The 24,552-nt window shown below is 42.1% G+C and carries 21 protein-coding genes and 1 pseudogene; 18 read left to right on the top strand and 4 right to left on the bottom strand.

The window, feature by feature from the left end; translation table 11 throughout:
• Positions 1–112: 112 nt before the first annotated feature.
• The 10 genes from NFR56_RS08590 (at position 113) to purH (ending at position 13,134) form a co-directional block, all read left to right on the top strand.
• Positions 113–1,294, top strand: a complete 1,182-nt coding sequence (locus NFR56_RS08590; RefSeq protein WP_134974864.1) for a pyridoxal phosphate-dependent aminotransferase — start codon at positions 113–115, stop codon at positions 1,292–1,294.
• A complete protein-coding gene (recO, locus tag NFR56_RS08585) occupies positions 1,278–2,057 on the top strand; it encodes a DNA repair protein RecO (protein ID WP_049490644.1) in 780 nt (259 codons plus the stop codon). Before NFR56_RS08590 ends, recO begins: the two co-directional genes overlap by 17 nt.
• A complete protein-coding gene (plsX, locus tag NFR56_RS08580; protein ID WP_134974863.1) occupies positions 2,054–3,049 on the top strand; it encodes a phosphate acyltransferase PlsX in 996 nt (331 codons plus the stop codon). Before recO ends, plsX begins: the two co-directional genes overlap by 4 nt.
• A gap of 3 nt (positions 3,050–3,052) precedes the next feature.
• The gene (locus tag NFR56_RS08575; protein WP_021154192.1) at positions 3,053–3,301 is read left to right on the top strand and encodes an acyl carrier protein; all 249 of its coding nucleotides are present in this window, start codon (positions 3,053–3,055) and stop codon (positions 3,299–3,301) included.
• Between the two features lie 150 nt (positions 3,302–3,451).
• Positions 3,452–4,159, top strand: coding sequence for a phosphoribosylaminoimidazolesuccinocarboxamide synthase (purC, locus tag NFR56_RS08570; protein WP_134974862.1), 708 nt, complete (start codon positions 3,452–3,454; stop codon positions 4,157–4,159).
• Positions 4,160–4,367: 208 nt separating this feature from the next.
• Positions 4,368–8,093 carry a phosphoribosylformylglycinamidine synthase gene (locus NFR56_RS08565; protein ID WP_251458586.1) on the top strand — a complete coding sequence of 1,242 codons (3,726 nt, stop codon included), beginning with the start codon at positions 4,368–4,370 and terminating at the stop codon, positions 8,091–8,093.
• Positions 8,094–8,105: 12 nt separating this feature from the next.
• The gene (purF, locus tag NFR56_RS08560) at positions 8,106–9,545 is read left to right on the top strand and encodes an amidophosphoribosyltransferase (protein ID WP_134974861.1); all 1,440 of its coding nucleotides are present in this window, start codon (positions 8,106–8,108) and stop codon (positions 9,543–9,545) included.
• A 210-nt stretch (positions 9,546–9,755) separates the two neighbouring features.
• Positions 9,756–10,778 carry a phosphoribosylformylglycinamidine cyclo-ligase gene (purM, locus tag NFR56_RS08555; protein ID WP_134974860.1) on the top strand — a complete coding sequence of 341 codons (1,023 nt, stop codon included), beginning with the start codon at positions 9,756–9,758 and terminating at the stop codon, positions 10,776–10,778.
• Positions 10,779–10,962: 184 nt separating this feature from the next.
• The gene (purN, locus tag NFR56_RS08550) at positions 10,963–11,511 is read left to right on the top strand and encodes a phosphoribosylglycinamide formyltransferase (RefSeq protein ID WP_134974859.1); all 549 of its coding nucleotides are present in this window, start codon (positions 10,963–10,965) and stop codon (positions 11,509–11,511) included.
• A gap of 75 nt (positions 11,512–11,586) precedes the next feature.
• Positions 11,587–13,134 (top strand): bifunctional phosphoribosylaminoimidazolecarboxamide formyltransferase/IMP cyclohydrolase, encoded by a 1,548-nt coding sequence (gene purH / locus NFR56_RS08545; RefSeq protein WP_134974858.1) that lies wholly within the window; start codon positions 11,587–11,589, stop codon positions 13,132–13,134.
• Between the two features lie 303 nt (positions 13,135–13,437).
• On the opposite strand, the gene NFR56_RS08540 is transcribed toward purH, so the two are convergent.
• Both NFR56_RS08540 and NFR56_RS08535 read right to left on the bottom strand, forming a co-directional pair.
• A complete protein-coding gene (locus NFR56_RS08540) occupies positions 13,438–14,439 on the bottom strand; it encodes a hypothetical protein (protein WP_251458583.1) in 1,002 nt (333 codons plus the stop codon).
• On the bottom strand, positions 14,432–15,619 hold the full coding sequence (locus NFR56_RS08535) for an AAA family ATPase (protein WP_251458580.1): 1,188 nt from the start codon (positions 15,617–15,619) through the stop codon (positions 14,432–14,434). Before NFR56_RS08535 ends, NFR56_RS08540 begins: the two co-directional genes overlap by 8 nt.
• A gap of 55 nt (positions 15,620–15,674) precedes the next feature.
• Here NFR56_RS08535 and NFR56_RS08530 point away from each other — a divergent pair.
• A pseudogene (locus tag NFR56_RS08530) lies at positions 15,675–16,012 on the top strand (bifunctional phosphoribosylaminoimidazolecarboxamide formyltransferase/IMP cyclohydrolase); the annotation flags it as partial.
• 182 nt (positions 16,013–16,194) lie between these two features.
• Here NFR56_RS08530 and NFR56_RS08525 read toward each other — a convergent pair.
• Positions 16,195–16,737, bottom strand: a complete 543-nt coding sequence (locus NFR56_RS08525; RefSeq protein WP_251458577.1) for a TetR/AcrR family transcriptional regulator — start codon at positions 16,735–16,737, stop codon at positions 16,195–16,197.
• A 167-nt stretch (positions 16,738–16,904) separates the two neighbouring features.
• On the opposite strand from NFR56_RS08525, the gene NFR56_RS08520 reads away from it, so the two are divergent.
• A complete protein-coding gene (locus NFR56_RS08520) occupies positions 16,905–17,414 on the top strand; it encodes an HXXEE domain-containing protein (protein WP_134974826.1) in 510 nt (169 codons plus the stop codon).
• Between the two features lie 176 nt (positions 17,415–17,590).
• Here NFR56_RS08520 and NFR56_RS08515 read toward each other — a convergent pair whose 3' ends face one another.
• Positions 17,591–18,610: a GBS Bsp-like repeat-containing protein gene (locus NFR56_RS08515; RefSeq protein WP_134974825.1), complete on the bottom strand. Its 1,020-nt coding sequence runs from the start codon at positions 18,608–18,610 to the stop codon at positions 17,591–17,593.
• A 182-nt stretch (positions 18,611–18,792) separates the two neighbouring features.
• Between NFR56_RS08515 and purD the strand changes: the two genes are divergently transcribed.
• The 6 genes from purD to purB all read left to right on the top strand — a co-directional run bounded on the left by purD (position 18,793) and on the right by purB (position 24,399).
• A complete protein-coding gene (gene purD, locus NFR56_RS08510) occupies positions 18,793–20,055 on the top strand; it encodes a phosphoribosylamine--glycine ligase (protein WP_134974824.1) in 1,263 nt (420 codons plus the stop codon).
• A 237-nt stretch (positions 20,056–20,292) separates the two neighbouring features.
• Positions 20,293–20,781 carry a 5-(carboxyamino)imidazole ribonucleotide mutase gene (gene purE, locus NFR56_RS08505; RefSeq protein ID WP_134974823.1) on the top strand — a complete coding sequence of 163 codons (489 nt, stop codon included), beginning with the start codon at positions 20,293–20,295 and terminating at the stop codon, positions 20,779–20,781.
• On the top strand, positions 20,768–21,859 hold the full coding sequence (purK, locus tag NFR56_RS08500; protein WP_134974822.1) for a 5-(carboxyamino)imidazole ribonucleotide synthase: 1,092 nt from the start codon (positions 20,768–20,770) through the stop codon (positions 21,857–21,859). The genes purE and purK overlap by 14 nt, the downstream gene beginning before the upstream one ends.
• Positions 21,860–22,810, top strand: coding sequence for a ketopantoate reductase family protein (locus NFR56_RS08495; RefSeq protein WP_134974821.1), 951 nt, complete (start codon positions 21,860–21,862; stop codon positions 22,808–22,810).
• Between the two features lie 8 nt (positions 22,811–22,818).
• Positions 22,819–23,046 carry a phosphoribosylaminoimidazole carboxylase gene (locus tag NFR56_RS08490; RefSeq protein WP_134974820.1) on the top strand — a complete coding sequence of 76 codons (228 nt, stop codon included), beginning with the start codon at positions 22,819–22,821 and terminating at the stop codon, positions 23,044–23,046.
• Between the two features lie 54 nt (positions 23,047–23,100).
• Entirely contained in the window at positions 23,101–24,399 is a 1,299-nt protein-coding gene (gene purB / locus NFR56_RS08485; RefSeq protein ID WP_003002393.1) for an adenylosuccinate lyase, read from the top strand.
• Positions 24,400–24,552: the final 153 nt, after the last annotated feature.

The following is a 24,552-nucleotide window of genomic DNA, read 5'->3' as shown; positions in this document are numbered from 1 at the left end:
AGAATTTTTGAAATGTCCTTTGGTGGTAAGCAAAAGGTGGGGATCTGGCTTGTTCTTTTGCGATGGGGTCCTATTTATAGTATAATGAATATAAGTGTTTTGGAGGTGTTCTATGGATTTAACGAAACGTTTTAATAAAAATCTGAATCGGATCGAAGTTTCTTTGATTCGTCAGTTCGATCAATCAATTTCTTCCATTCCTGGTGTCTTGCGTTTGACTTTAGGGGAACCGGATTTTACAACTCCTGAACATGTAAAAGAAGCAGGAAAGGCTGCCATTGATGCGAATTTTAGCCATTACACTGGGATGAGTGGTTTATTGGCCTTGCGAGAGGCTGCGAGTCAATTTGTGGCGGATAAGTATGGTATTCACTATCGTCCTGAAGATGAGATATTGGTGACGATTGGTGCAACAGAAGCCCTGTCTGCAACCTTGACAGCAATCTTGGAACCTGGAGATGTAGTCCTTCTCCCAGCACCGGCCTACCCTGGTTATGAACCGATTGTGAATTTGGTTGGGGCGGAGATTATTGAAATTGATACGACAGCAGATCGTTTTGTCTTGACTCCTGAAAAGTTGGAAAAGGCGATTCTAGAGCAGGGTGAAAAATTGAAGGCTGTTATTCTCAATTATCCAGCTAATCCAACGGGTGTCACTTATTCGCGCGAACAGATGGCAGAATTAGCTGCTGTCTTAAAAAAATATGAAGTCTTTGTGATTTGTGATGAAGTCTATTCAGAGCTGACTTATACTGGAGAAGCGCATGTCTCTATGGCCTCCTTTATTCCTGAGCAGACCATTGTTATTAATGGCTTGTCCAAATCTCATGCCATGACAGGCTGGCGGCTTGGCTTTATCTTTGCGCCTGCTGCATTGACGGCCCAACTCATCAAGAGCCATCAGTATTTGGTAACGGCTGCTGGAACCATGAACCAGTATGCTGCGATCGAAGCTTTGACGGAAGGTCGGGATGATGCGGAGCCAATGAAGAAGGAATATGTGAAGCGTCGGGATTATATTATCGAACAGATGTCCGCGCTTGGGTTTGAGATTATTAAGCCAGATGGAGCTTTTTATATTTTTGCTAAAATCCCAGCTGGTTATAATCAAGACTCCTTTGCTTTCTTGCAGGATTTTGCGCGTGAAAAAGCAGTTGCTTTTATTCCTGGTGCTGCTTTTGGTCAATATGGTGAAGGCTATGTGCGTTTGTCGTATGCAGCCAGCATGGAGGTTATCAAGGAAGCAATGAAACGCTTGAAGGAGTATATGGAAGAACATGCTGGAGTCAATTGAGACCCGGGGAATTGTCCTGTATAATCGGGAGTTTCGTGAAGATGACAAGCTGGTCAAAATTTTCACGGAGAAGTCAGGGAAGCGGATGTTTTTTGTGAAACATGCGGGAAAATCACGGTTGAATCCCATGTTGCAACCTTTGGTAACGGCAGATATGTTGTTGAAAATCAATGATGATGGGTTGAGTTATATTGATGATTTTCAAGATGTGCAGATTTATAAGAAAATTAATGCAGATCTTTTTGCCCTTTCTTATGCGACCTATGTTCTGGCGCTTGCAGATGCAAGTATTCAGGATAATCAGGTGGATCCGGCCCTGTTTGCTTTTTTGGAAAAGACCTTGTCTTTGATGGAAGAGGGACTGGATTATGAGGTTTTAACCAATATTTTTGAGATTCAGATTCTATCACGATTTGGAGTTGTCTTGAATCTGCATGAATGCTGTTTCTGTCATCGGGTTGGACTTCCTTTTGATTACTCTTTTCGCTATAGTGGGGTCCTTTGTCCGGATCATTATGATCAGGATGAGAGACGTGCTCACTGGCATCCGAATGTTCTCTATTTATTGGATCAGTTTCAAGCAGTACGATTCAGTGAGTTAGAGACGATTTCTCTACAAGCGGAGATGAAAACAGCTCTGCGTCAGGCAATTGATCAGTTGTATGAGGAGTATGTAGGGATCCATTTAAAAGCTAAAAAGTTTATCGATTCCTTGAGTGATTGGGGAGCGATTATGAAAGATTCATCTGGAGGTGAAACATGAAAAAAATTGCAGTAGATGCAATGGGGGGCGATAATGCACCTCAAGCCTTGGTAGAAGGCGTGAATCAAGCCATTCGTGATTTTGATGATATTGAGATTGTCTTGTATGGTGATGAGACAAAAATCAAAAACTATTTAACAGTAACAGAGCGTGTATCGATTGTTCATACGGAGGAAAAAATCGATTCAGATGATGAGCCGACGCGTGCTATTCGTCGGAAGAAGCAAGCTTCTATGGTCTTGGCTGCCAAGGATGTGAAGGCTGGAGATGTAGATGCTATGTTGTCTGCGGGGAACACGGGCGCCTTGTTAGCGGCAGGTTTCTTTATTGTCGGTCGTATCAAAGGAGTGGAACGTCCAGGTTTGATGTCTACACTTCCAACGGTTGATGGGCGTGGTTATGATATGCTGGACTTAGGTGCCAATGCGGAAAATACACCGGAGCACTTACATCAGTATGCTGTGATGGGATCTTACTATGCTGAAAATGTTCGTGGAATTCAAAAACCACGCGTGGGTCTATTGAACAATGGGACAGAAGCTAGTAAGGGAGATCCTTTGCGCAAGGAAACCTACCAATTGTTATCTGAGGATGAGTCGATTCATTTTGTTGGAAACGTGGAAGCGCGTGACTTGATGGATGGCGTTGCTGATGTCGTTGTGGCGGATGGTTTCACGGGAAACGCTGTCTTGAAAACGATGGAAGGAACGGCTTTTGGGATCTTGAAGCAATTGAAACAAGCAATTGCCACAGGAAACTGGAAGGCGAAATTTGGAGCTTTTCTGCTCAAGGACCGTTTGAAATCATTGAAGCAAACCTTGGATTTCTCAGATGTTGGAGGAGCGGTCTTGTTTGGTCTTCAAGCACCTGTTGTTAAAACGCATGGTTCGAGTGATGCCAAAGCTGTCTATAGCACGATTCGTCAGATTCGGACCATGTTAGAGACAGATGTTGTTGGAAAATCAGTGAAGGAATTATCGAAGGAAGGGTAATGTATGAGTAAACAAAACGAAATTTTAGTTACAATTGAGGAATTTCTCAAAGATCGCAAGGGTCCAGACTTTCAAGTATCTTTGGAATCTGACTTACGTAAGGATTTACAGGCGGATTCTGTTGAATTGATGGAATTTATTATCAATCTTGAGGATGAATACCAAATTGAGATTCCGGACAAGGCTATTGATGAATTTAACACAGTAGGGGATGTTGTCGACTATATCGAAAAACGAACTGCTGGTCACTAATGAAAAAGGGATCGTTCAGAGATTATTCTGGATGATCTTTTTTTCTGTCCTTTTTATTCGGATTCTGCTTATATTGTACGGAATTTTATTGAAAATACACTTTGTATGTGATAGAATGAAGGTGATAAAATACGAAAGGCGAACAAAGTCATGACCAATCAACTGATTTATACTGGAAAAGCTAAGGATATCTATACTACTGAGGACGAACATGTGATTAAGTCGGTCTACAAGGACCAGGCAACCATGCTAAATGGGGCTCGTAAAGAGACTATTAAAGGAAAAGGTGTGCTAAATAATCAGATTTCGTCTCTTATTTTTGAAAAATTGAATGCTGCGGGTGTTGCGACTCACTTTATAAAACGTATTTCTGACACAGAACAACTCAACAAGAAAGTAAAAATTATTCCTTTGGAGGTGGTTCTTCGCAATGTGACTGCGGGTTCTTTCTCTAAACGGTTTGGCGTGGAAGAAGGTTTGGACTTGAAAACTCCAATCGTTGAATTTTACTACAAGAACGATGAGTTGGACGATCCATTCATCAATGATGAGCATGTGAAGTTTTTGGAAATTGCCAATGACGAACAAATTGCCTATATCAAGAAAGAAACGCGTCGTATCAATGAATTGCTGAAAGATTGGTTTGCACAAATTGGTCTTCGCTTGATTGACTTCAAATTGGAATTTGGTTTTGATAAGGATGGCAAGATCATCTTGGCAGATGAATTCTCCCCAGATAATTGCCGCCTTTGGGATGCGGAAGGGCACCATATGGACAAGGATGTTTTCCGTAGAGATTTGGGCAGTTTAACGGATGTATATCAGGTTGTGTTGGAGAAATTACAGGGCTTGAAGTAATCTTTTTGAAACGGAAAACCTTCGTCTTTCAAGTAAAAGGACTCAGGCTGAAAAGGTCTACTAGACCTTTTCACTCCGTCGTGATCTTGGTAGCTTGACAGATGTTTATGAAGTTGTATTGGAAAAATTGCAAGGTTTGAAGTGATCTTTTTGAAATAGAAAACCTTCGTCTTCGATAACATGTTTGAATAGAAATAAAGGAAATAAAATGGATAAACGTATTTTCGTTGAGAAAAAAGCTGATTTTCGTGTGAAATCGGACTCTTTAGTAAAAGAATTACAGCATAATCTTCAGTTGAAAACCTTGAAGGATCTTCGGATTGTTCAGGTTTACGATGTTTTTGGTTTGGCAGAGGATTTGTTTGCGCGTGCGGAAAAACATATCTTCTCTGAGCAAGTGACCGATACTGTTCTGGATGAAGCTGCGGTTCAGGCTGATTTTGAGAAATATGCTTTCTTTGCGATTGAAAGTTTGCCGGGTCAATTTGACCAACGTGCGGCATCTTCACAAGAAGCTTTGCTTTTGCTTGGTAGTTCAAATGACGTAACAGTGAATACAGCGCAATTGTACTTGGTTAACAAGGATATCGATGCGAATGAGTTGGAAGCTGTTAAAAACTACCTTTTGAACCCAGTGGATTCTCGTTTCAAAGATATCACTGTTGGTATTGCGAAACAGGATTTCTCTGAGTCTGACAAGACCATTCCAAGCTTGGATTTCTTTGAAACTTATACGGCAGAAGATTTTGCACAGTATAAGGTTGAGCAAGGATTGGCAATGGAAGTGGATGACCTTCTCTTCATTCAAGATTACTTCAAATCCATTGGACGGGTGCCAACTGAGACTGAGTTGAAGGTTTTGGATACTTACTGGTCTGATCACTGCCGTCACACAACTTTCGAAACTGAGTTGAAAAACATCGACTTCTCAGCTTCTAAATTTGAAAAACAATTGCAAGCGGCTTATGACAAGTATATTGCCATGCGTGATGAGTTGGGACGTACAGAAAAACCTCAAACCTTGATGGATATGGCGACTATTTTTGGCCGTTATGAGCGTGCTAATGGTCGTTTGGATGACATGGAAGTGTCTGATGAAATCAATGCCTGCTCAGTTGAAATTGAAGTGGATGTCAATGGTGTCAAAGAACCATGGCTTCTCATGTTCAAGAACGAAACTCACAACCACCCAACGGAGATTGAACCGTTTGGTGGAGCGGCTACTTGTATCGGTGGTGCCATTCGTGACCCATTGTCAGGTCGTTCATACGTTTACCAAGCCATGCGTATCTCAGGTGCTGGTGATATCACGGCTCCAATTTCAGAAACTCGCGCTGGTAAATTGCCACAACAAGTGATTTCTAAAACAGCGGCTCATGGTTATTCTTCATACGGTAACCAAATTGGTCTTGCAACAACTTATGTTCGTGAATACTTCCACCCAGGTTTCGTTGCTAAGCGTATGGAGCTAGGTGCAGTTGTCGGTGCGGCTCCTAAGGAAAATGTTGTCCGTGAGAAACCTGAAGCAGGTGACGTAATTATCTTGCTCGGTGGTAAGACTGGACGTGACGGTGTTGGTGGAGCAACAGGCTCTTCTAAAGTTCAAACGGTTGAATCTGTTGAAACAGCTGGTGCTGAGGTTCAAAAAGGGAATGCCATCGAAGAACGGAAGATTCAACGTCTTTTCCGTAATGGGGATGTGACCCGTTTGATCAAGAAATCAAATGACTTTGGTGCTGGTGGGGTCTGTGTGGCTATTGGTGAATTGGCAGATGGTCTTGAAATTGATCTAGACAAAGTGCCATTGAAATACCAAGGTTTGAATGGTACAGAAATTGCCATCTCTGAATCTCAAGAACGGATGGCTGTCGTGGTCCGTCCAGAAGATGTAGATGCCTTCGTTGCTGAATGTAATAAAGAAAATATTGATGCTGTTGTCGTTGCGACAGTGACTGAAAAACCAAATCTTGTCATGCACTGGAATGGTGAAACAATCGTTGATTTGGAACGTCGTTTCCTTGATACAAACGGTGTACGTGTGGTTGTAGATGCTAAGGTGGTTGACAAGGATGTCAAGCTTCCGGAAGAACGTCAAACATCTGCTGAAACCCTTGAAGCGGATACTCTTGAAGTCTTGGCTGATCTGAACCATGCCAGTCAAAAAGGGTTACAAACCATCTTTGATAGCTCAGTTGGTCGTTCAACAGTTAATCACCCACTCGGTGGTCGCTACCAAATCACACCAACGGAAGCTTCTGTACAGAAATTGCCAGTCCAACATGGCGTGACAACAACTGCATCTGTTATGGCGCAAGGATTCAATCCATATATCGCAGAATGGTCTCCATATCATGGTGCTGCCTATGCAGTCATCGAAGCAACAGCTCGTTTGGTGGCTGCTGGTGCCAACTGGTCTAAGGCTCGCTTCTCTTATCAAGAGTACTTCGAGCGGATGGATAAACAAGCAGAGCGTTTTGGCCAACCAGTATCAGCTCTTCTTGGATCAATCGAAGCTCAGATTCAACTTGGTTTGCCATCTATCGGTGGGAAGGACTCTATGTCTGGTACCTTTGAAGAATTAACTGTACCACCAACCTTGGTTGCTTTTGGGGTGACAACTGCAGATAGCCGTAAGATTCTTTCTCCAGAATTCAAAGCTGCTGGTGAAAATATTTACTACATTCCTGGTCAAGCTTTGGCACAAGAAATTGACTTCGAACTTATCAAGTCTAACTTTGCTCAATTTGAAGCCATCCAAGCTGACCACAAAGTGACAGCTGCATCGGCTGTTAAATATGGTGGTGTGGTTGAAGCTCTTGCCCTTGCAACATTTGGGAACCATATTGGAGCTAACGTCGAATTAGCTGACCTTGACACTAGCTTGACAGCTCAATTAGGTGGATTCGTCTTCACATCGCCTGAAGAAATTGCAGGTGTTGCCAAGATTGGACAAACAGTAGCTGACTTTACACTTGCTGTCAATGGTGTAACGCTTGATGGACACAAACTTGACAGTGCTTTCCAAGGTAAATTGGAAGAAGTTTACCCAACGGAATTTGCACAAGCAACTGAGTTGGAAGAAGTACCTGCTGTAGCATCAGATGCTGTGATCAAAGCTAAAGAAACAGTTGACACACCAGTAGTTTACATCCCGGTATTCCCAGGTACCAACTCAGAATATGACTCCGCTAAGGCCTTCGAAAAAGAAGGAGCAAAAGTCAACTTGGTACCATTTGTCACACTGAATGAAGAGGCGATTGTCAAGTCTGTTGACACCATGGTTGACAACATCGAAAAAGCTAATATTATCTTCTTTGCAGGTGGCTTCTCAGCAGCGGATGAACCAGATGGATCAGCTAAATTCATCGTAAACATCTTGCTCAATGAAAAAGTACGTGCAGCTATCGATCACTTCATCGAACGTGGTGGTTTGATTATCGGTATCTGTAACGGATTCCAAGCTCTTGTTAAATCAGGTCTTCTTCCATACGGTAACTTTGAAGATGCAAGTAGCACCAGTCCAACCCTCTTCTACAATGATGCCAACCAACACGTGGCTAAGATGGTTGAAACACGGATTGCCAACACCAACTCACCATGGCTTGTCGGAGTAGAAGTTGGTGACATCCATGCCATTCCAGTATCACACGGTGAAGGTAAATTTGTCGTGACAGCTGAGGAATTCGCAGAGCTTCGTGACAATGGTCAAATCTTTACCCAATATGTTGACTTCGAAGGTAAACCAAGCATGGATTCTAAATATAATCCTAACGGATCTGTAAATGCTATCGAAGGTATCACAAGTAGGAACGGTCAAATCATCGGGAAAATGGGTCACTCAGAACGTTTCGAAGATGGTCTCTTCCAAAATATTCCAGGAAATAAAGACCAACATCTCTTTGCATCAGCGGTTAAATACTTTACTGGAAAATAAAAGGTATACAAAATGACATACGAAGTTAAATCTCTTAATGAAGAATGTGGTATTTTTGGGATCTGGGGACACCCAGATGCTGCAAAACTGACTTATTTTGGATTACACAGTCTTCAACACCGTGGTCAAGAAGGGGCGGGGATCCTTTCGAATGATGCGGGTCAATTAAAACGGTATCGTGATACGGGTCTTCTCTCAGAAGTGTTTCGGAATCCTGCTAACTTGGATAAGTTGACAGGGACGGGAGCGATTGGCCATGTTCGCTATGCGACAGCTGGGGAAGCTTCGGTGGATAACATCCAGCCCTTCCTCTTTCGCTTTCATGATACCCAGTTTGGACTGGCCCACAACGGGAATTTGACCAATGCCAAGTCCCTCAAACGGGAGTTGGAAAATAACGGGGCGATCTTTAGCTCAACTTCTGATTCAGAAATCTTGGCCCACCTGATTCGTCGGAGCCACAACCCATCCTTCATGGGTAAGGTGAAAGAAGCCTTGAATACGGTGAAAGGTGGATTTGCTTACCTTCTCATGCTGGAAGATAAGCTGATTGCGGCCTTGGATCCAAATGGTTTCCGTCCTCTTTCGATTGGGAAAATGGCCAACGGAGCTATCGTGGTTTCATCTGAAACCTGTGCTTTTGAAGTGGTTGGTGCTGAGTGGATCCGCGATGTGAATCCAGGTGAAGTTGTGATCATCGATGATAACGGCATCACTTACGATACGTATACGACAGATACCCAATTGGCTGTTTGCTCGATGGAGTATATCTACTTTGCCCGTCCGGACTCCAATATCCAAGGGGTCAATGTCCATACAGCACGTAAACGTATGGGCGCTCAATTGGCACGTGAATTCAAACATGAAGCAGATATTGTGGTCGGTGTACCTAATTCATCACTTAGCGTAGCCATGGGATTTGCGGAAGAATCTGGCCTACCAAATGAAATGGGCTTGATTAAAAACCAATATACCCAACGGACCTTTATTCAACCAACACAAGAACTACGGGAGCAAGGGGTTCGGATGAAGCTCTCTGCCGTATCCGGTGTCGTGAAAGGCAAACGGGTTGTCATGATTGATGATTCTATCGTACGTGGGACAACATCACGTCGAATTGTGAAGTTATTGAAAGAAGCAGGAGCTACAGAGGTCCACGTAGCAATCGGTAGCCCAGCCCTTGCCTACCCATGTTTCTACGGGATCGATATTCAAACACGTAAGGAATTGATTGCTGCCAATCACACAGTAGAGGAAACACGCGATATCATTGGTGCAGATAGCTTGACGTATTTGTCAATCGATGGCTTGATTGATTCTATTGGAATTGATACAGATGCTCCAAATGGCGGTCTTTGTGTAGCTTACTTTGATGGAAAATATCCAACGCCTTTGTATGACTACGAAGAACGCTATGTGGAAAGTTTGAAAGAACATACTTCTTTCTATTAAGAGCAGTGCAAAAGAAAAGGAATGAAACAAATGACAAATAAAAATGCTTATGCTCCACGTCTCACTACTGACTAAAAGCTAAAGCATTTGTCAGTAGACGCTTTGCCCTATGGGACCAAAGCTAGAGACCTGACTAGTATTTTTAGATAAAAAAATTGTTTATCTAAAAATACGTCGCACTCTTTCTCAAAAAAAGAAAAGGATTAAAAAATGACAAATAAGAATGCATACGCTCAATCTGGTGTGGATGTTGAAGCGGGTTATGAAGTTGTTGAACGGATCAAAAAACACGTTGCTCGTACGGAACGTGCTGGTGTCATGGGAGCTCTTGGTGGCTTCGGTGGTATGTTCGACCTTTCAAAAACAGGTGTCAAAGAGCCTGTTTTGATTTCAGGTACAGATGGTGTCGGTACTAAACTCATGCTTGCTATTAAGTACGACAAACACGATACGATCGGTCAAGACTGTGTGGCCATGTGTGTTAACGATATCATCGCTGCAGGTGCGGAGCCCCTTTACTTCCTTGACTATATCGCAACTGGTAAAAATGAACCAGCTAAATTAGAGCAAGTCGTTGCTGGTGTTGCAGAAGGTTGTGTGCAGGCTGGTGCAGCCCTTATCGGTGGCGAAACAGCTGAAATGCCTGGTATGTATGGTGAAGATGACTATGATTTGGCTGGGTTTGCTGTCGGTGTTGCAGAAAAATCTCAAATCATTGACGGTTCAAAAGTAGCTGAAGGGGATGTGATTCTTGGACTTGCTTCAAGCGGTATCCACTCAAATGGTTACTCACTTGTTCGTCGTGTCTTTGCAGATTACACAGGTGAGGAAGTTCTCCCAGAATTGGAAGGGAAGAAACTTAAAGACGTTCTTTTGGAACCAACTCGTATTTACGTCAAAGCAGCTTTGCCACTCATCAAAGAAGAATTGGTTAACGGTATTGCTCACATCACAGGTGGTGGTTTCATCGAAAATGTACCACGTATGTTTGCGGATGACTTGGCTGCTGAAATTGACGAAAGCAAAGTGCCAGTTCTTCCGATTTTCAAAGCCCTTGAAAAATATGGTGAAATTAAACATGAAGAAATGTTTGAAATTTTCAACATGGGGATTGGTCTCATGCTTGCAGTGAAACCAGAAAATGTGGAACGTGTCAAAGAACTTCTTGACGAACCTGTTTATGAAATCGGTCGTATTGTGAAGAAAGATGGCGCAAGTGTGGTGATTAAATAATGGTGAGGTCACCATTTTGTGCGGAGAAATTGTAGAAAGGAGTGTTTAGTTAGCAAGCCTAACTGAACACGGGACTCATTTTCTAGGAAAAAAGAGAAATCATTTTGTGGGCAAGCACCCAGCAATGATTTCCTATTTTTCTACGAAACTGTTCGGCTAGCCGAAACGTCCCTTTGTATCGAATATGAAAATTGCTGTTTTTGCCTCTGGCAACGGCTCAAACTTTCAGGTGATTGCGGAACAATTTCCAGTAGAATTTGTCTTTTCAGATCACCGGGATGCCTATGTCTTAGAACGTGCCAAAAATCTTGGTGTGGTGAGTCATGCCTTTGAACTCAAGGAATTTGACAATAAAGCATCTTATGAAGAAGCTATCGTCAAACTTTTGGATGAGCACCAGATTGACCTAGTTTGTTTGGCGGGTTATATGAAAATCGTTGGTCCAACCTTGCTAGCAGCTTATGAAGGCCGTATCATCAATATTCATCCGGCTTATCTCCCTGAATTTCCAGGTGCTCATGGTATTGAGGATGCTTGGAATGCAGGTGTTGCTGAGAGCGGTGTGACTATCCATTGGGTGGATTCTGGTGTTGATACCGGTAAGGTTATTCAGCAAGTCCGTGTGCCACGCCTTGAAGGGGATACCCTTGATACTTTTGAAACTCGAATCCACGAAACAGAGTACAAACTCTATCCAGAAGTCTTGGAACGTTTGGGAGTAGCACGAAAATAAGGAAGCCATTGATCGGAAAAAACATTTTCGACTGTAGCTGATAAAGAACTTTTTTAAAAAAGGAAAAGAAAGAAAATGACTAAACGCGCACTAATTAGTGTTTCAGACAAAGCGGGCATTGTTGAATTTGCCCAAGAACTCAAAAAACTCGGTTGGGACATTATCTCAACAGGTGGTACTAAAGTTGCCCTTGATAATGCTGGAGTAGACACTATTGCCATTGACGATGTGACTGGTTTCCCAGAAATGATGGACGGTCGTGTGAAGACTCTCCACCCAAATATCCACGGTGGTCTCCTCGCTCGTCGTGACCTCGATAGCCACCTAGAGGCTGCTAAGGACAACAAGATTGAATTGATCGACCTTGTGGTGGTAAACCTTTACCCATTCAAGGAAACCATCCTTAAACCAGACGTGACTTACGCGGATGCGGTTGAAAATATCGATATTGGTGGGCCATCTATGCTTCGTTCAGCAGCTAAAAACCACGCTAGCGTAACAGTTGTGGTAGACCCTGCTGACTATGTTGTGGTTTTGGACGAATTGGCAGCCAACGGCGAAACAAGTTACGAAACTCGCCAACGTTTGGCAGCGAAAGTCTTCCGCCACACAGCAGCCTATGATGCTTTGATCGCAGAATACTTCACTGCTCAAGTGGGTGAAGAAAAACCTGAAAAACTCACATTGACTTATGATCTTAAGCAACCAATGCGTTACGGGGAAAATCCTCAACAAGACGCAGACTTCTATCAAAAAGCTTTGCCAACGGATTACTCCATCGCTTCAGCGAAACAGTTGAACGGGAAAGAATTGTCCTTCAACAATATCCGTGACGCTGATGCGGCTATCCGGATCATCCGTGATTTCAAAGACCGTCCAACTGTTGTGGCTCTTAAACACATGAACCCATGTGGGATCGGTCAAGCTGACGACATCGAGACTGCCTGGGACTACGCTTATGAGTCTGACCCAGTATCCATCTTTGGTGGTATTGTCGTTCTCAACCGTGAAGTAGACGCTGCGACAGCTAAGAAAATGCACGGTGTCTTCCTTGAAATCATCATTGCACCAAGCTACACAGACGAAGCGCTTGAAATCTTGACAACTAAGAAGAAAAACTTGCGGATCCTTGAGCTGCCATTTGACGCTCAAGATGCTAGTGAAGTGGAAGCAGAATACACTGGTGTTGTTGGTGGTCTCCTCGTTCAAAACCAAGACGTGGTGAAAGAAAGTCCAGCTGACTGGCAAGTGGTGACGAAACGCCAACCAACTGAGACAGAAGCGACAGCTCTTGAGTTTGCTTGGAAGGCGATCAAGTACGTCAAATCAAATGGGATCATCGTGACCAATGACCACATGACCCTTGGGGTTGGCCCAGGTCAAACCAATCGTGTGGCATCTGTCCGCATCGCTATTGACCAAGCCAAAGACCGTCTTGATGGTGCTGTTCTTGCTTCAGATGCCTTCTTCCCATTTGCAGATAATGTGGAAGAAATCGCTAAAGCAGGGATTAAAGCGATCATCCAGCCAGGTGGATCAGTTCGTGACCAAGAGTCAATCGAAGCGGCTGATAAATACGGCTTGACCATGATCTTCACAGGAGTGAGACATTTTAGACATTAAGAAGACGAGCATCTCCAACTACGGAAATGCTCGTTTTTTGATATTTAGAAGTAATTTTTTATCTAGCCTTTTTAAATGGATTCCTAAAACTCAATCTACTACAAGTTTACAAAGAGACAGAAATTACATAGAATTTTAATATATCAGAAGTTCAATAATCATAACTACTCATATAGCGTGTGGTTTATTTGTTTCGTACCTTACAGAGTGAGATGGACTGAAAGTCATATAATAAAAAATAGTTAGCTTCCTAATTTTAAAATGAAAGCTAACTGTTTTTTGAATTATATGAGAGGGAGAAGATTAATCATTTAATAACGTTGAATTATATTCCACTATAAATAATAGAAAAGTATTTAAAATCCATAGTTTATTATCTTTAAACATTTCATTTTGTAAGGTTAATAATTTTAGATAGTCAAATTCATTATTGTGTTGTAAATCATGATATTCTTGTTCAGATACAACATGTGTTGAACAAGGATAAGTTATAATTCGTTTGTATTTTAATATTTGTAATTTTACAATCCTCTTAAGTAATCTTTTTATGTAGATATTATAAGAAATCTCATCATTGAAGTAGGTTTTAAAATTTTTATCTAGATAGCAGTTTAAATTTTTCTTTTTCTTGTCATCTATATTTAATTCATTGCATATTTCTTTTAGAGACTCAGTACTACAGCAGTTTAATATTTTAGAAACTGTATCATGTTGCAATGTTGCAGAGATATCCGCAATTCTTTCTAATCGTTTCGGAATGATGAAAGGAATTTGGAATATTTTGTAAAGTTCATTATTTTTAACAATGGCTTTATATTCTTTACCCGTCACAATTTTATTTAAAAATTTGTTTAGAAATTGTAAGTCATTATTGATTTCTAAATCGAAATAAGATTCAACCATTGGGTAATTTATATAGAGTTGGCCATTATTGGTTACATCGCTGAAATATTTTTGTAATCGCTGTATCTTGTTTATAGAAAAGTTGGGATCTTGTGCTTCGTAATCAAAAATTAAAAAAATATTTTTATAATTTCTTTTTCTACCGATAGATTCAAATCTTTGGGAATCATATTTATTTAAAACAAAAGGTAAATCCACATCATTGGAGGGAGCATCCCATTCCTCTCCGTATTCTTCTTGAATTTTCTGGTATAATTGGTAAATATTTGTGCCAAAAATATGTATATTCTCTTCAGTAATACTAAGTTCAGGGAAAACTTCGATAATAAGTTTAAAAAGTTCATTTTTTTCATGATGGCCTTCGACTATGAAAAGAGTTTGACCTCGTGTTACATTATTCATATTCAGCAAACTCTCCGCTAATGTACATCTTTTCTAAATTATGCCCCTCTCGTAATTCTCGCTTAGTTGCTTTGTTTAAAGGTGTTATAAATCCTTTTTGAGATAAAATGAACAAGCAGTCGGGTCTAAACAACTCATTAGACATAATATTTGTATCGTGGGTAGTCAAAATGATTTGGGTGTCTGGAAATATTTTTTTTAAATGACATATCAACTTTTCAGAAAGTTCGTAATGATAAAAAGCATCAAATTCATCGAAAAATAAAAATTTAGGAGGATTGTTGGCTTTGAAGTGCTCAATGATATAGAGGATTCTAAAATAGAATTTGGCCAAAGCCAATGTTCCACTAGATGCTTCTCTAAAGAACGGAACATTTTTATTTTTATAAACAAAACAAAGCATATCTTCCCCATCTATTTGTTCTATTGAATCTAAGTGACAGTTTATACCCATGCTATTTAGAAATGCTTCCAGTTCTTTTGCTGTCTCTTTGTGATCAAGTGTACGCTGGAACCAACGATTTATAAAATATTTCGGGGCTTCATGATTAATAAGCACCATGTTTCGGATAAATGTTCGGAGATATGTGAGAATAGAAGCATCTGACTTAGAGGTGTTAGTTATTAGCCATGTTAAAAAAGATCTGCTTTCTCCATCTAAATCTTGCTTGTCACTTGAAACCTGATCTCGATAATTATCTATTAGTATGTTGAAATCGTTGTTTATGATACCTAGTTTATTGGCTATACCTTCCACAGGAGTAGGTGACATTAGGTCAGTAGACAAATCTATTTCCCAAACTAATTCGTTATTTATAGATAGTGATTCTGTTTGTATAATCTGATATTCATTTTTTGTATAAATGTATTTGATTTCATTGTTATTATGTAAAAATATATAACAAAAAGTAGCAATAGCGTTGTCAGAGTTGTTATTTAAAAAAGATGTTAAATTTTGATCATCAATTAAGGACCTACTGGAAAGATTTTTGGTAATATCAAATAATGCTAAACCTAAATTGGATTTTCCTGTAGCATTTCTACCATAGATTAGCACTTTACTCAAAATATTATTTGATAAGCAGTCTTCATTAAATTTATAACCACCGACTTGTGAAAAATCAATTGAGATTTCATTTTCAAAGTTTTTGTAATTCTTTACAGAAAAGTATTTTAGCATTTGTCAGTCCTCCTATTACGATTATTATACCATAAAAAACACTTCCCGTAAAAAAATTACGGCTCTTGAGTTTGCTTGGAAAGCGATCAAGTACGTCAAATCAAATGGGATCATCGTGACCAACGACCACATGACACTTGGTGTTGGCCCAGGTCAAACCAACCGTGTGGCTTCAGTTCGTATTGCTATTGACCAAGCTACCGTCTTGACGGCGCTGTTCTTGCTTCCGATGCCTTCTTCCCATTTGCGGATAACGTGGAAGAAATCGCCAAAGCAGGGATCAAAGCGATCATCCAGCCGGGTGGATCAGTCCGTGACCAAGAGTCTATCGAAGCTGCTGATAAATACGGCTTGACTATGGTTTTCACAGGCGTGAGACATTTTAGACATTGATGGGTATTTAAAAATTAGCTCATTATCAACTGTGATAAATGATTTATCGCTAACAACGAGAGAAGACGTAAGTTGTCTTCTCTTTTTGTATATCTAAAACAATAAGCATTTTAGTGTTAGAAATTATTAAAATGATTTGTTAGAGCTGTTCATGACGAATCTCGAAAAACTCAGTTTCTCACTTAACTATTTTTTATACGTTTTATGGTGTTTAAGGTTGTTGTGACTAGCTCGTTAATAGGCATGGCTTTATAATCTCCTTTTGACCATTCATCAAAAATATTGTAGAGACCGCCGGTAATGAATCTAATATCATAGTTGATTTGTCTTTGATCACTATTTGTGATGTGCCAAGGTGCCATGACAGTGGTATAAGTAGCAGGAAGCTTATCGTAAGACCTTTGCAAGATAAGCACGAGTAAGTTTGCGTCTTGCAAAATTTTTAATGGCTCAGTGTACTGGCTCCAATACTGAAAGAAAAGGTTCACTAAATCTTCAAAATTAGTCAGTTTTGCTGTTTGAAGTTCGATAATATAGTATTGAATTAAGCGGTCTAAATAGTTCGTAAGAACTTCGTCTTTTGAATGGTAATAACGATAAAATGTTCGTCTGGCAATCTGAGCATGCTCGCTGAGTTCAGCAATGCTGATATTTTGGAGAGACTTCTTAGTTGCTAATAAATCGAACAAGGCTTCCTCCAGCCATTGTCGCGTTTGATATTCCATGGTATTTTTCCTTTCCTGTCACACTTTTGGTCAAACTGTGCCAATATCTCTTAACCTCTTGTTTTTGTAACAGTTTATCTTTATACTAAAAGTGTTGCGCGTGATATATGATTATCATTTATTCTTAACATTGTACAATTGTTAGTTGTTATTAAGGAGGTAAAGGTATGAGCATTCTTTTTAATGTTTGGATGCTGCCTATTTTATTTATTTTACATGATTTTGAAGAAATAATTTTTATGCCCTTGTGGAAAACACGGCATCATCAAAAGTTAGAAACTTTTAAGAAACCGTTCTTTGGTTCCGTTACGCAAGGTTCCGCTTTTGCAGTAGGTGTGTTCGAAGAATTTATCATCCTGGTGTTTATTTCTGGATTCTGCCAAATAACTCACAACAGTTTACTCTATTTATCTTTTGTAATAGCTTATACAGCTCATTTCATAATCCATTATATCATGTGCCTGCAATTTAGGGGCTATGTTCCTGGAGTCGTCACGGTAACCCTAGAATTGCCAATGGTTCTAATGATTATTTTCCACTATTGGCCTTCTGACATTTCTTTGTTATCAGTCGTTGTCTATCTTTTATTGGCCATGGTAATAGCTTTTACGAATCTTAAAATCATGCATTTCATCATGCCAAAAATTCAAACACATCTAGAAAAATACGCGAAATGAAAAACGATTAAATGAGAGCTACTTTTTAACCTTTCTGATATAACTGGTTAATGACTATCGAAGCGGCGGATAAATACGGATTGGCCATGATCTTTACAGGCGTGAGTCATTTTAGACATTAATCAAAAAAGGCACTCATTCAACGATGAGTGTCTTTTCTGCTAATAAAGAAGACCTTAATCTGGATAGATATAGGTGACGGTTCCCCAGACGGGATTGGTCGGATCGAACCAACCACGGAAGTTGTCGATATAGCGATGGCCGTTGTAATTAGCCTCTTGGATCTGAATTTTTTGGTCATGTTCGACGTCCGTAACTAAGGCGACATGCCCATATCCCCCATTGTCCCAACAGGCGATGGCACCGACCTCTGGGATGTCTCCTGTCCGGAATCCCGCAGTGCGTGCACTAGCTGCCCACATGCCACCGTTTCCCCACCAGTTGTGGGCCCAAGGGGCTAATTCTTTGGCTCCCCAGGTGCACTCACCAATGGGGTAGGTGTTTCCCGGATGTGTCGCGAGTGGCGTGAGCTTTGGCCTTGTCTTTTCCACTTGAAAGGTAGTGGGGAATAGCCCTTTTAGTTGTCCCTGGCTTTTCTGGTAGACGTGGAGATGAAATAGCCCGCTTCCCTTGTGTTTTTGAGCTTGAAAGCGCAGTTGGAAATGTCCAGGTGCGGTCTTCTTTGCTGGATACCAGATCAGATCATCCTGCCCATTTTCTTCAGACCAGATGGGGAAGACAATCTCGTCAACGTCTTCGAACAACTTTAGGTCCACCTCAAATTCTTGTGAGGAGATGGGTGTAATCGTGATTTTGGGCTGGGAGGAGGCGAGGTCTTTTTGCTGGACGCTGGTCGTGAGAGGGTAAAGGCCGGTTAACTGTTCATTTGCCTCCACCCCATAGACATGGACATGATAAAGTCCGGCTTGATCAGAATGGTTGATCAATGGTACTTGTAGGTCAAATCCCTTGTCACTGCGTTCCACAGGATACCAAATCAGGTCATCTTGACCATTTTGGTCAGACCAGATGGGAACTTGGATCTTTTGATACTTATCCGGGACGTTTCCAAGATGAATTACCAGCTGCCCTTTTTCGGCATAGATGGCATTGGTCGCTTGATCTGCATGAGCAATAGAGGCTTGCATCCCCCATGCCGCACAAGTCAGTACTACAAATTTTTTAATCGTTTGCATAATACTCCTTTTCGTCAATTAGTAGGTCTCACCTATACTATTCGGAAAAAAATGAGAAATAGGAGAAAATAGCAAAAAATGTTTGGATTCTACTGAAAATAGGAGACTGTTGCTGAAATCATTAGAATAAAACGAACGATTATGATATAATTTAATAAAATAATTCGCAAAAGAGGTTCAAGATGAAACTTTTGGTTGTTGGATCTGGCGGTCGTGAGCATGCGATTGCCAAGAAATTGTTGGAGTCTAGAGACGTTGAGCAGGTTTTTGTGGCTCCTGGTAATGACGGGATGCGATTAGATGGTTTGGATTTGATCAATATTGGGATTTCCGAACATTCTAAGCTGATTGATTTTGCAAAAGTCAACGATATTGCTTGGACCTTCATTGGTCCTGATGATGCGCTTGCGGCTGGTATCGTGGATGATTTCAATGCGGCAGGACTCAAAGCCTTTGGTCCGACTAAGGCTGCGGCTGAGCTGGAGTGGTCTAAGGATTTTGCTAAGGAAATCATGGTCAAATACGACGTTCCGACAGCAGCCTATGGTACATTTTCAGATTTCGAGGAAGCCAAGGCCTACATCGAGGAAAAAGGCGCTCCAATCGTGGTCAAGGCAGACGGTTTGGCCCTTGGGAAAGGTGTCGTCGTTGCGGAAACGGTTGAGCAAGCCGTCGAAGCTGCTCACGAGATGCTTTTGGACAATAAATTCGGTGATTCAGGTGCGCGTGTGGTCATCGAGGAATTCCTTGACGGGGAAGAGTTCTCTCTCTTTGCCTTTGTCAATGGGGACAAGTTCTACATCATGCCAACAGCTCAGGACCACAAACGTGCCTACGATGGTGACAAGGGTCCTAACACTGGTGGAATGGGTGCCTATGCGCCAGTTCCTCACTTGCCACAGAGCGTGGTTGACACAGCGGTTGACACCATTGTCAAGCCAGTTCTTGAAGGCATGATCAAAGAAGGGCGTCCGTACCTAGGTGTCCTTTACGCGGGGCTAATCTTGACAGCTGATGGACCGAAAGTCATCGAGTTCAACGCTCGTTTTGGAGATCCTGAAACGCAAATCATCTTGCCTCGTTTGACATCTGACTTTGCGCAAAATATCACTGACATTTTGGATAGCAAAGAGCCAGCCATCACTTGGATGGACAAGGGTGTGACACTTGGTGTGGTTGTAGCCTCAAACGGCTACCCACTGGCTTATGAGAAGGGTGTCAAGCTTCCAGCCAATACAGATGGTGACATCATCACTTACTATGCTGGAGCGAAATTCGCTGAAAATGGCCAAGACCTCCTCTCAAACGGAGGACGTGTCTACATGCTGGTTACCACAGCAGACAACGTCAAAGACGGCCAAAACATCATCTATAACCAACTCAACAAACAAAACACAGAAGGCCTCTTCTATCGTACGGATATCGGTAGCAAGGCGAATAAATAATTAGCGACCGTAGGTCGTAAAAGGCGAGCGAAAGCGAGCCAAACTAAGATAATGGTCGCTTAATTTGCGAGCGTTAGCGAGCTAGTATAGGATAATCATCGCAGTAGTGGAACTCCTAGTAGCAGAGCTACTAGGAGCGGAAAACTGGAGACTCAGACTCCAGTTTTAGTAATGGAACGCCACAGGCGGTCGCTTACGTCCGCACTACAATAGACGATTATCAAAAAAGGAGAATAAATGAAACCAGTAATTTCCATTATCATGGGCTCAAAATCCGACTGGACAACCATGCAAAAAGCTGCTGAAGTCCTCGATAACTTCGGCGTCGCTTACGAAAAGAAAGTTGTTTCCGCACACCGGACGCCGGACCTCATGTTCAAACATGCCGAAGAAGCACGTAGCCGTGGTATCAAGGTTATCATTGCAGGAGCTGGTGGCGCTGCTCACTTGCCAGGTATGGTTGCTGCTAAAACAACCCTTCCAGTCATCGGCGTACCAGTCAAATCACGTGCCCTTAGCGGTGTGGATTCGCTTTATTCTATTGTTCAGATGCCAGGTGGTGTGCCAGTCGCAACCATGGCGATCGGTGAAGCTGGTGCGACTAACGCGGCCCTCTTTGCCCTCCGTCTTCTTTCAGTAGAGGACCAGGCTATTGCGACAGCGTTAGCGGATTTCGCAGAAGAACAAGGAAAAATCGCAGAGGAGTCTACAAATGAGCTCAACTAAAACCATTGGGATCATCGGTGGTGGCCAGCTCGGTCAGATGATGGCGATCTCAGCTATCTACATGGGACACAAGGTTATCGCCTTGGATCCAGCAGCGGATTGCCCAGCCTCCCGTGTGGCGGAAATCATCGTGGCCCCTTACGACGACGTAGATGCTCTTCGTCAGTTGGCTGATCGCTGTGATGTTCTCACCTATGAATTTGAAAATGTCGATGCTGACGGTTTGGATGCTGTTATCAAAGATGGTCAGCTTCCTCAAGGGACAGACCTGCTCCGCATCTCTCAAAATCGAATCTTTGAGAAGGACTTTCTTTCTAACAAGGCCCAAGTCACTGTAGCACCCTACAAGGTTGTAACTTCTAGCCAAGATTTGGCAGATATCGACCTTTCTAAAAACTATGTCCTCAAGACGGCGACAGGCGGTTACGATGGCCATGGTCAAAAGGTTATTCGTTCAGAAGCAGACTTGGAAGAAGCCGATGCTCTAGCCGACTCAGCCGAGTGTGTTTTGGAAGAATTTGTCAACTTCGACCTTGAGATTTCAGTCATTGTATCTGGTAATGGCAAGGACGTGACGGTTTTCCCAGTTCAGGAAAATATCCACCGCAACAACATTCTCTCTAAAACTATCGTTCCTGCTCGTATTTCAGAAAGTCTAGCTGAAAAAGCCAAAGCAATGGCCGTGCGAATCGCAGAACAACTTAACCTCTCTGGTACCCTCTGTGTGGAAATGTTTGCGACAGCTGATGACATCATCGTCAACGAAATTGCCCCACGCCCACACAATTCAGGACACTACTCAATTGAAGCCTGCGACTTTTCACAGTTTGATACCCACATCTTGGGTGTTCTCGGAGCGCCACTCCCAGCAATCAACCTTCATGCACCAGCTGTCATGCTCAATGTTCTCGGCCAACATGTCGAGGCTGCTGAAACATATGTGACAGAAAATCCAAGCGCTCACCTCCACTTATATGGTAAACTAGAAGCGAAGCACAACCGCAAAATGGGACATGTGACTTTGTTTAGTGATGTGCCAGATGAGGTTGAAGAGTTTGGGAAAGGGATTGATTTTTAAGTGAAAATAGCAATTCTAGGACTTGGAGTCATCGGGACCACTTATGCCTACGCCTTTCAAAAAGCAGGCCATCAAGTGGAACACGTACTGAGAGATAGTAAGAAAAGCACAGCTCCGAAGGAGTTGTCGGTTGATCTGCTAGATGGTCGCTATCATTCCAAGGGTGAGAACAAGCATGATACCTATGAGGTTCATGTGGCAGAAGCTGATTCAGAATATGATTTTATTTTTCTTAGTGTGCGTCATGGCTTTGTCAAAGAAGCTGTAGAAACCTTGCGAAAAAATCATATCAAAGGCACCCTTGTTTTCTTCTGTAATTTCTGGGATACTCGAAAAGAGGTCCAAGAGTGGGCAGGGGATTACGACTATATTCTGGCCTTTCCGACAGCGGGCGGTCACATGCAGGAGGACCATTTGGATGGTGTCTTGTTCGACCATTTAATGCTAGAAGGTGAGCAAAAAGCACACATTTCTATCTATGCTGATCTGACAGCTTTACTGACTTCTGCAGATTTGAAGTGGGAAGTGCCTTATGATATGGTCGAGTGGATTTGGATTCACATGGCGATTAATGCAGGTGTTACTTCGACAGCTGCACGTTCAGGGAATCTGGAAAACCCGGAAGAACTGGCTTTGAACTTGATGAATAGTTCTTCGGAATTATCATTGGCCATCAAAGCCATTCGAGAAGCCTTGAAAGTCGTAGAAGCGCGTGGTGTGAATTTGAAGCTTTACAAAGCCGAACTCTTGCCCTACAAAATTCCGGCTTGGATAGCCGGCAAAGCCATGAAAGTCATGTTTGCTAAAAATGAGCTAACCCGAAAAATCATGACCTTACACAATGATAAACAGGACATCTTCTATTGTTGTCAAAGTGTTTATCAGACTGGTCAGGAGTTAGGTGTCAAGATGCCTATTCTGGAAGCAAACATGAAGGGCATTTCGCTTTAGGAGGTTTTATGATTCAACTCATTGTCAACGCATTTATCGAAAAAGAGAAGACAGGAGCAGTCGTCGAAGTCTTGTATGCTAGTAGCGATCACGAAAAAGTAAAAGCTAAGTATGAAGAGCTGACTGCTCAATATCCTGAAAACTATTTAGCTATCTATGACGTCCCGCTGGATACGGATTTGAATACACTCGATCACTATCCATCTGTGTGGATTGGGAAAGAAGAATTTGAGTAAAGCGACTGTCGGTTGCTAACTGATGTAAAACATCAAAAGAAAGGAAAATTAAATATGATTGATAGATATAGCCGCCCTGAGATGGCGAACATTTGGACTGAAGAAAATAAATACCGTGCTTGGCTTGAGGTGGAAATCTTGGCTGACGAAGCATGGGCTGAATTGGGAGAAATCCCTAAGGAAGATGTGGCTTTGATCCGTGAAAAAGCGGACTTTGACATCGACCGTATTTTGGAAATCGAGCAGCAAACACGTCACGATGTGGTTGCCTTTACACGTGCGGTTTCTGAAACGCTTGGTGAAGAGCGTAAGTGGGTTCACTATGGGTTGACTTCTACTGACGTGGTAGATACGGCCTATGGTTACCTCTACAAACAAGCCAACGATATCATCCGCAAGGATCTTGAAAACTTCCTCAACATCATCGCTGACAAAGCGAAAGAACACAAGTTCACTATCATGATGGGTCGTACCCACGGTGTGCACGCTGAGCCGACAACTTTTGGTCTTAAATTGGCTACTTGGTACAGCGAAATGAAACGAAACATTGAGCGTTTCGAGCATGCGGCTGCTGGTGTGGAAGCTGGTAAGATTTCTGGTGCGGTTGGTAACTTTGCCAACATCCCACCATTTGTTGAAAAATACGTCTGCGACAAATTGGGTATCCGTGCTCAAGAAATCTCTACACAGGTCCTTCCTCGTGACCTTCACGCTGAGTACTTTGCAGTTCTTGCTAGCATCGCAACTTCTATCGAGCGGATGGCGACTGAAATCCGTGGTCTTCAAAAATCTGAACAACGTGAAGTGGAAGAGTTCTTTGCCAAAGGTCAAAAAGGATCTTCAGCAATGCCACACAAACGGAACCCGATTGGTTCTGAAAACATGACAGGTCTTGCGCGTGTGATCCGTGGTCACATGGTCACAGCTTATGAAAACGTAGCCCTTTGGCACGAACGTGATATCTCTCATTCATCAGCTGAGCGCATCATCGCACCAGACACAACCATCTTGATTGACTACATGCTCAACCGTTTCGGAAACATCGTTAAGAACTTGACAGTCTTCCCAGAAAACATGATTCGCAACATGAACTCTACATTTGGTTTGATCTTCAGCCAACGTGCCATGTTGACTTTGATTGAAAAAGGGATGACACGTGAGCAAGCTTACGACCTTGTTCAACCGAAGACTGCCCAATCATGGGATAACCAAGTAGACTTCAAACCACTTCTTGAAGCAGATCCAGAAGTAACTTCACGTCTCACTCAAGAAGAAATCGACGAAATCTTCAACCCAACCTACTACACTAAACGGGTGGATGAAATCTTCGAACGCATCGGTTTGGGTGACTAATCGCAACGAAAAAGGGAATTTGAAAAATAGACGAAAGAGGCTAGGACAAAAGTCCTAGCCTCTCAATTATTTTTGTATTGTCGAGCAAGACGCAGTGGTTGAGTGGGCTCTACTACGCTGATTTCATCAGCTTTTACAGCCCTACTCAACTGT

The organism is Streptococcus caecimuris (assembly GCF_943193075.1).
In the GTDB taxonomy this organism is placed as follows: Bacteria; Bacillota; Bacilli; order Lactobacillales; family Streptococcaceae; genus Streptococcus; species Streptococcus caecimuris.
Note: the sequence above shows the minus strand (reverse complement) of the source record. Positions and strands in the feature narration are given on the sequence as shown.

Bases quoted from the DNA above. Each gene is read 5' to 3' on its own strand.
- purK (WP_134974822.1), top strand. From the start codon at position 20,768: ATGAGCTCAACTAAAACCATTGGGATCATCGGTGGTGGCCAGCTCGGT.
- NFR56_RS08575 (WP_021154192.1), top strand. From the start codon at position 3,053: ATGAGTAAACAAAACGAAATTTTAGTTACAATTGAGGAATTTCTCAAA.
- purH (WP_134974858.1), top strand. From the start codon at position 11,587: ATGACTAAACGCGCACTAATTAGTGTTTCAGACAAAGCGGGCATTGTT.
- NFR56_RS08565 (WP_251458586.1), top strand. From the start codon at position 4,368: ATGGATAAACGTATTTTCGTTGAGAAAAAAGCTGATTTTCGTGTGAAA.
- NFR56_RS08525 (WP_251458577.1), bottom strand. From the start codon at position 16,737: ATGGAATATCAAACGCGACAATGGCTGGAGGAAGCCTTGTTCGATTTA.
- purN (WP_134974859.1), top strand. From the start codon at position 10,963: ATGAAAATTGCTGTTTTTGCCTCTGGCAACGGCTCAAACTTTCAGGTG.
- recO (WP_049490644.1), top strand. From the start codon at position 1,278: ATGCTGGAGTCAATTGAGACCCGGGGAATTGTCCTGTATAATCGGGAG.
- NFR56_RS08540 (WP_251458583.1), bottom strand. From the start codon at position 14,439: ATGAATAATGTAACACGAGGTCAAACTCTTTTCATAGTCGAAGGCCAT.
- purF (WP_134974861.1), top strand. From the start codon at position 8,106: ATGACATACGAAGTTAAATCTCTTAATGAAGAATGTGGTATTTTTGGG.
- plsX (WP_134974863.1), top strand. From the start codon at position 2,054: ATGAAAAAAATTGCAGTAGATGCAATGGGGGGCGATAATGCACCTCAA.
- purM (WP_134974860.1), top strand. From the start codon at position 9,756: ATGACAAATAAGAATGCATACGCTCAATCTGGTGTGGATGTTGAAGCG.
- NFR56_RS08520 (WP_134974826.1), top strand. From the start codon at position 16,905: ATGAGCATTCTTTTTAATGTTTGGATGCTGCCTATTTTATTTATTTTA.
- purC (WP_134974862.1), top strand. From the start codon at position 3,452: ATGACCAATCAACTGATTTATACTGGAAAAGCTAAGGATATCTATACT.
- NFR56_RS08490 (WP_134974820.1), top strand. From the start codon at position 22,819: ATGATTCAACTCATTGTCAACGCATTTATCGAAAAAGAGAAGACAGGA.
- NFR56_RS08590 (WP_134974864.1), top strand. From the start codon at position 113: ATGGATTTAACGAAACGTTTTAATAAAAATCTGAATCGGATCGAAGTT.
- purE (WP_134974823.1), top strand. From the start codon at position 20,293: ATGAAACCAGTAATTTCCATTATCATGGGCTCAAAATCCGACTGGACA.
- NFR56_RS08535 (WP_251458580.1), bottom strand. From the start codon at position 15,619: ATGCTAAAATACTTTTCTGTAAAGAATTACAAAAACTTTGAAAATGAA.
- NFR56_RS08515 (WP_134974825.1), bottom strand. From the start codon at position 18,610: ATGCAAACGATTAAAAAATTTGTAGTACTGACTTGTGCGGCATGGGGG.
- purB (WP_003002393.1), top strand. From the start codon at position 23,101: ATGATTGATAGATATAGCCGCCCTGAGATGGCGAACATTTGGACTGAA.
- purD (WP_134974824.1), top strand. From the start codon at position 18,793: ATGAAACTTTTGGTTGTTGGATCTGGCGGTCGTGAGCATGCGATTGCC.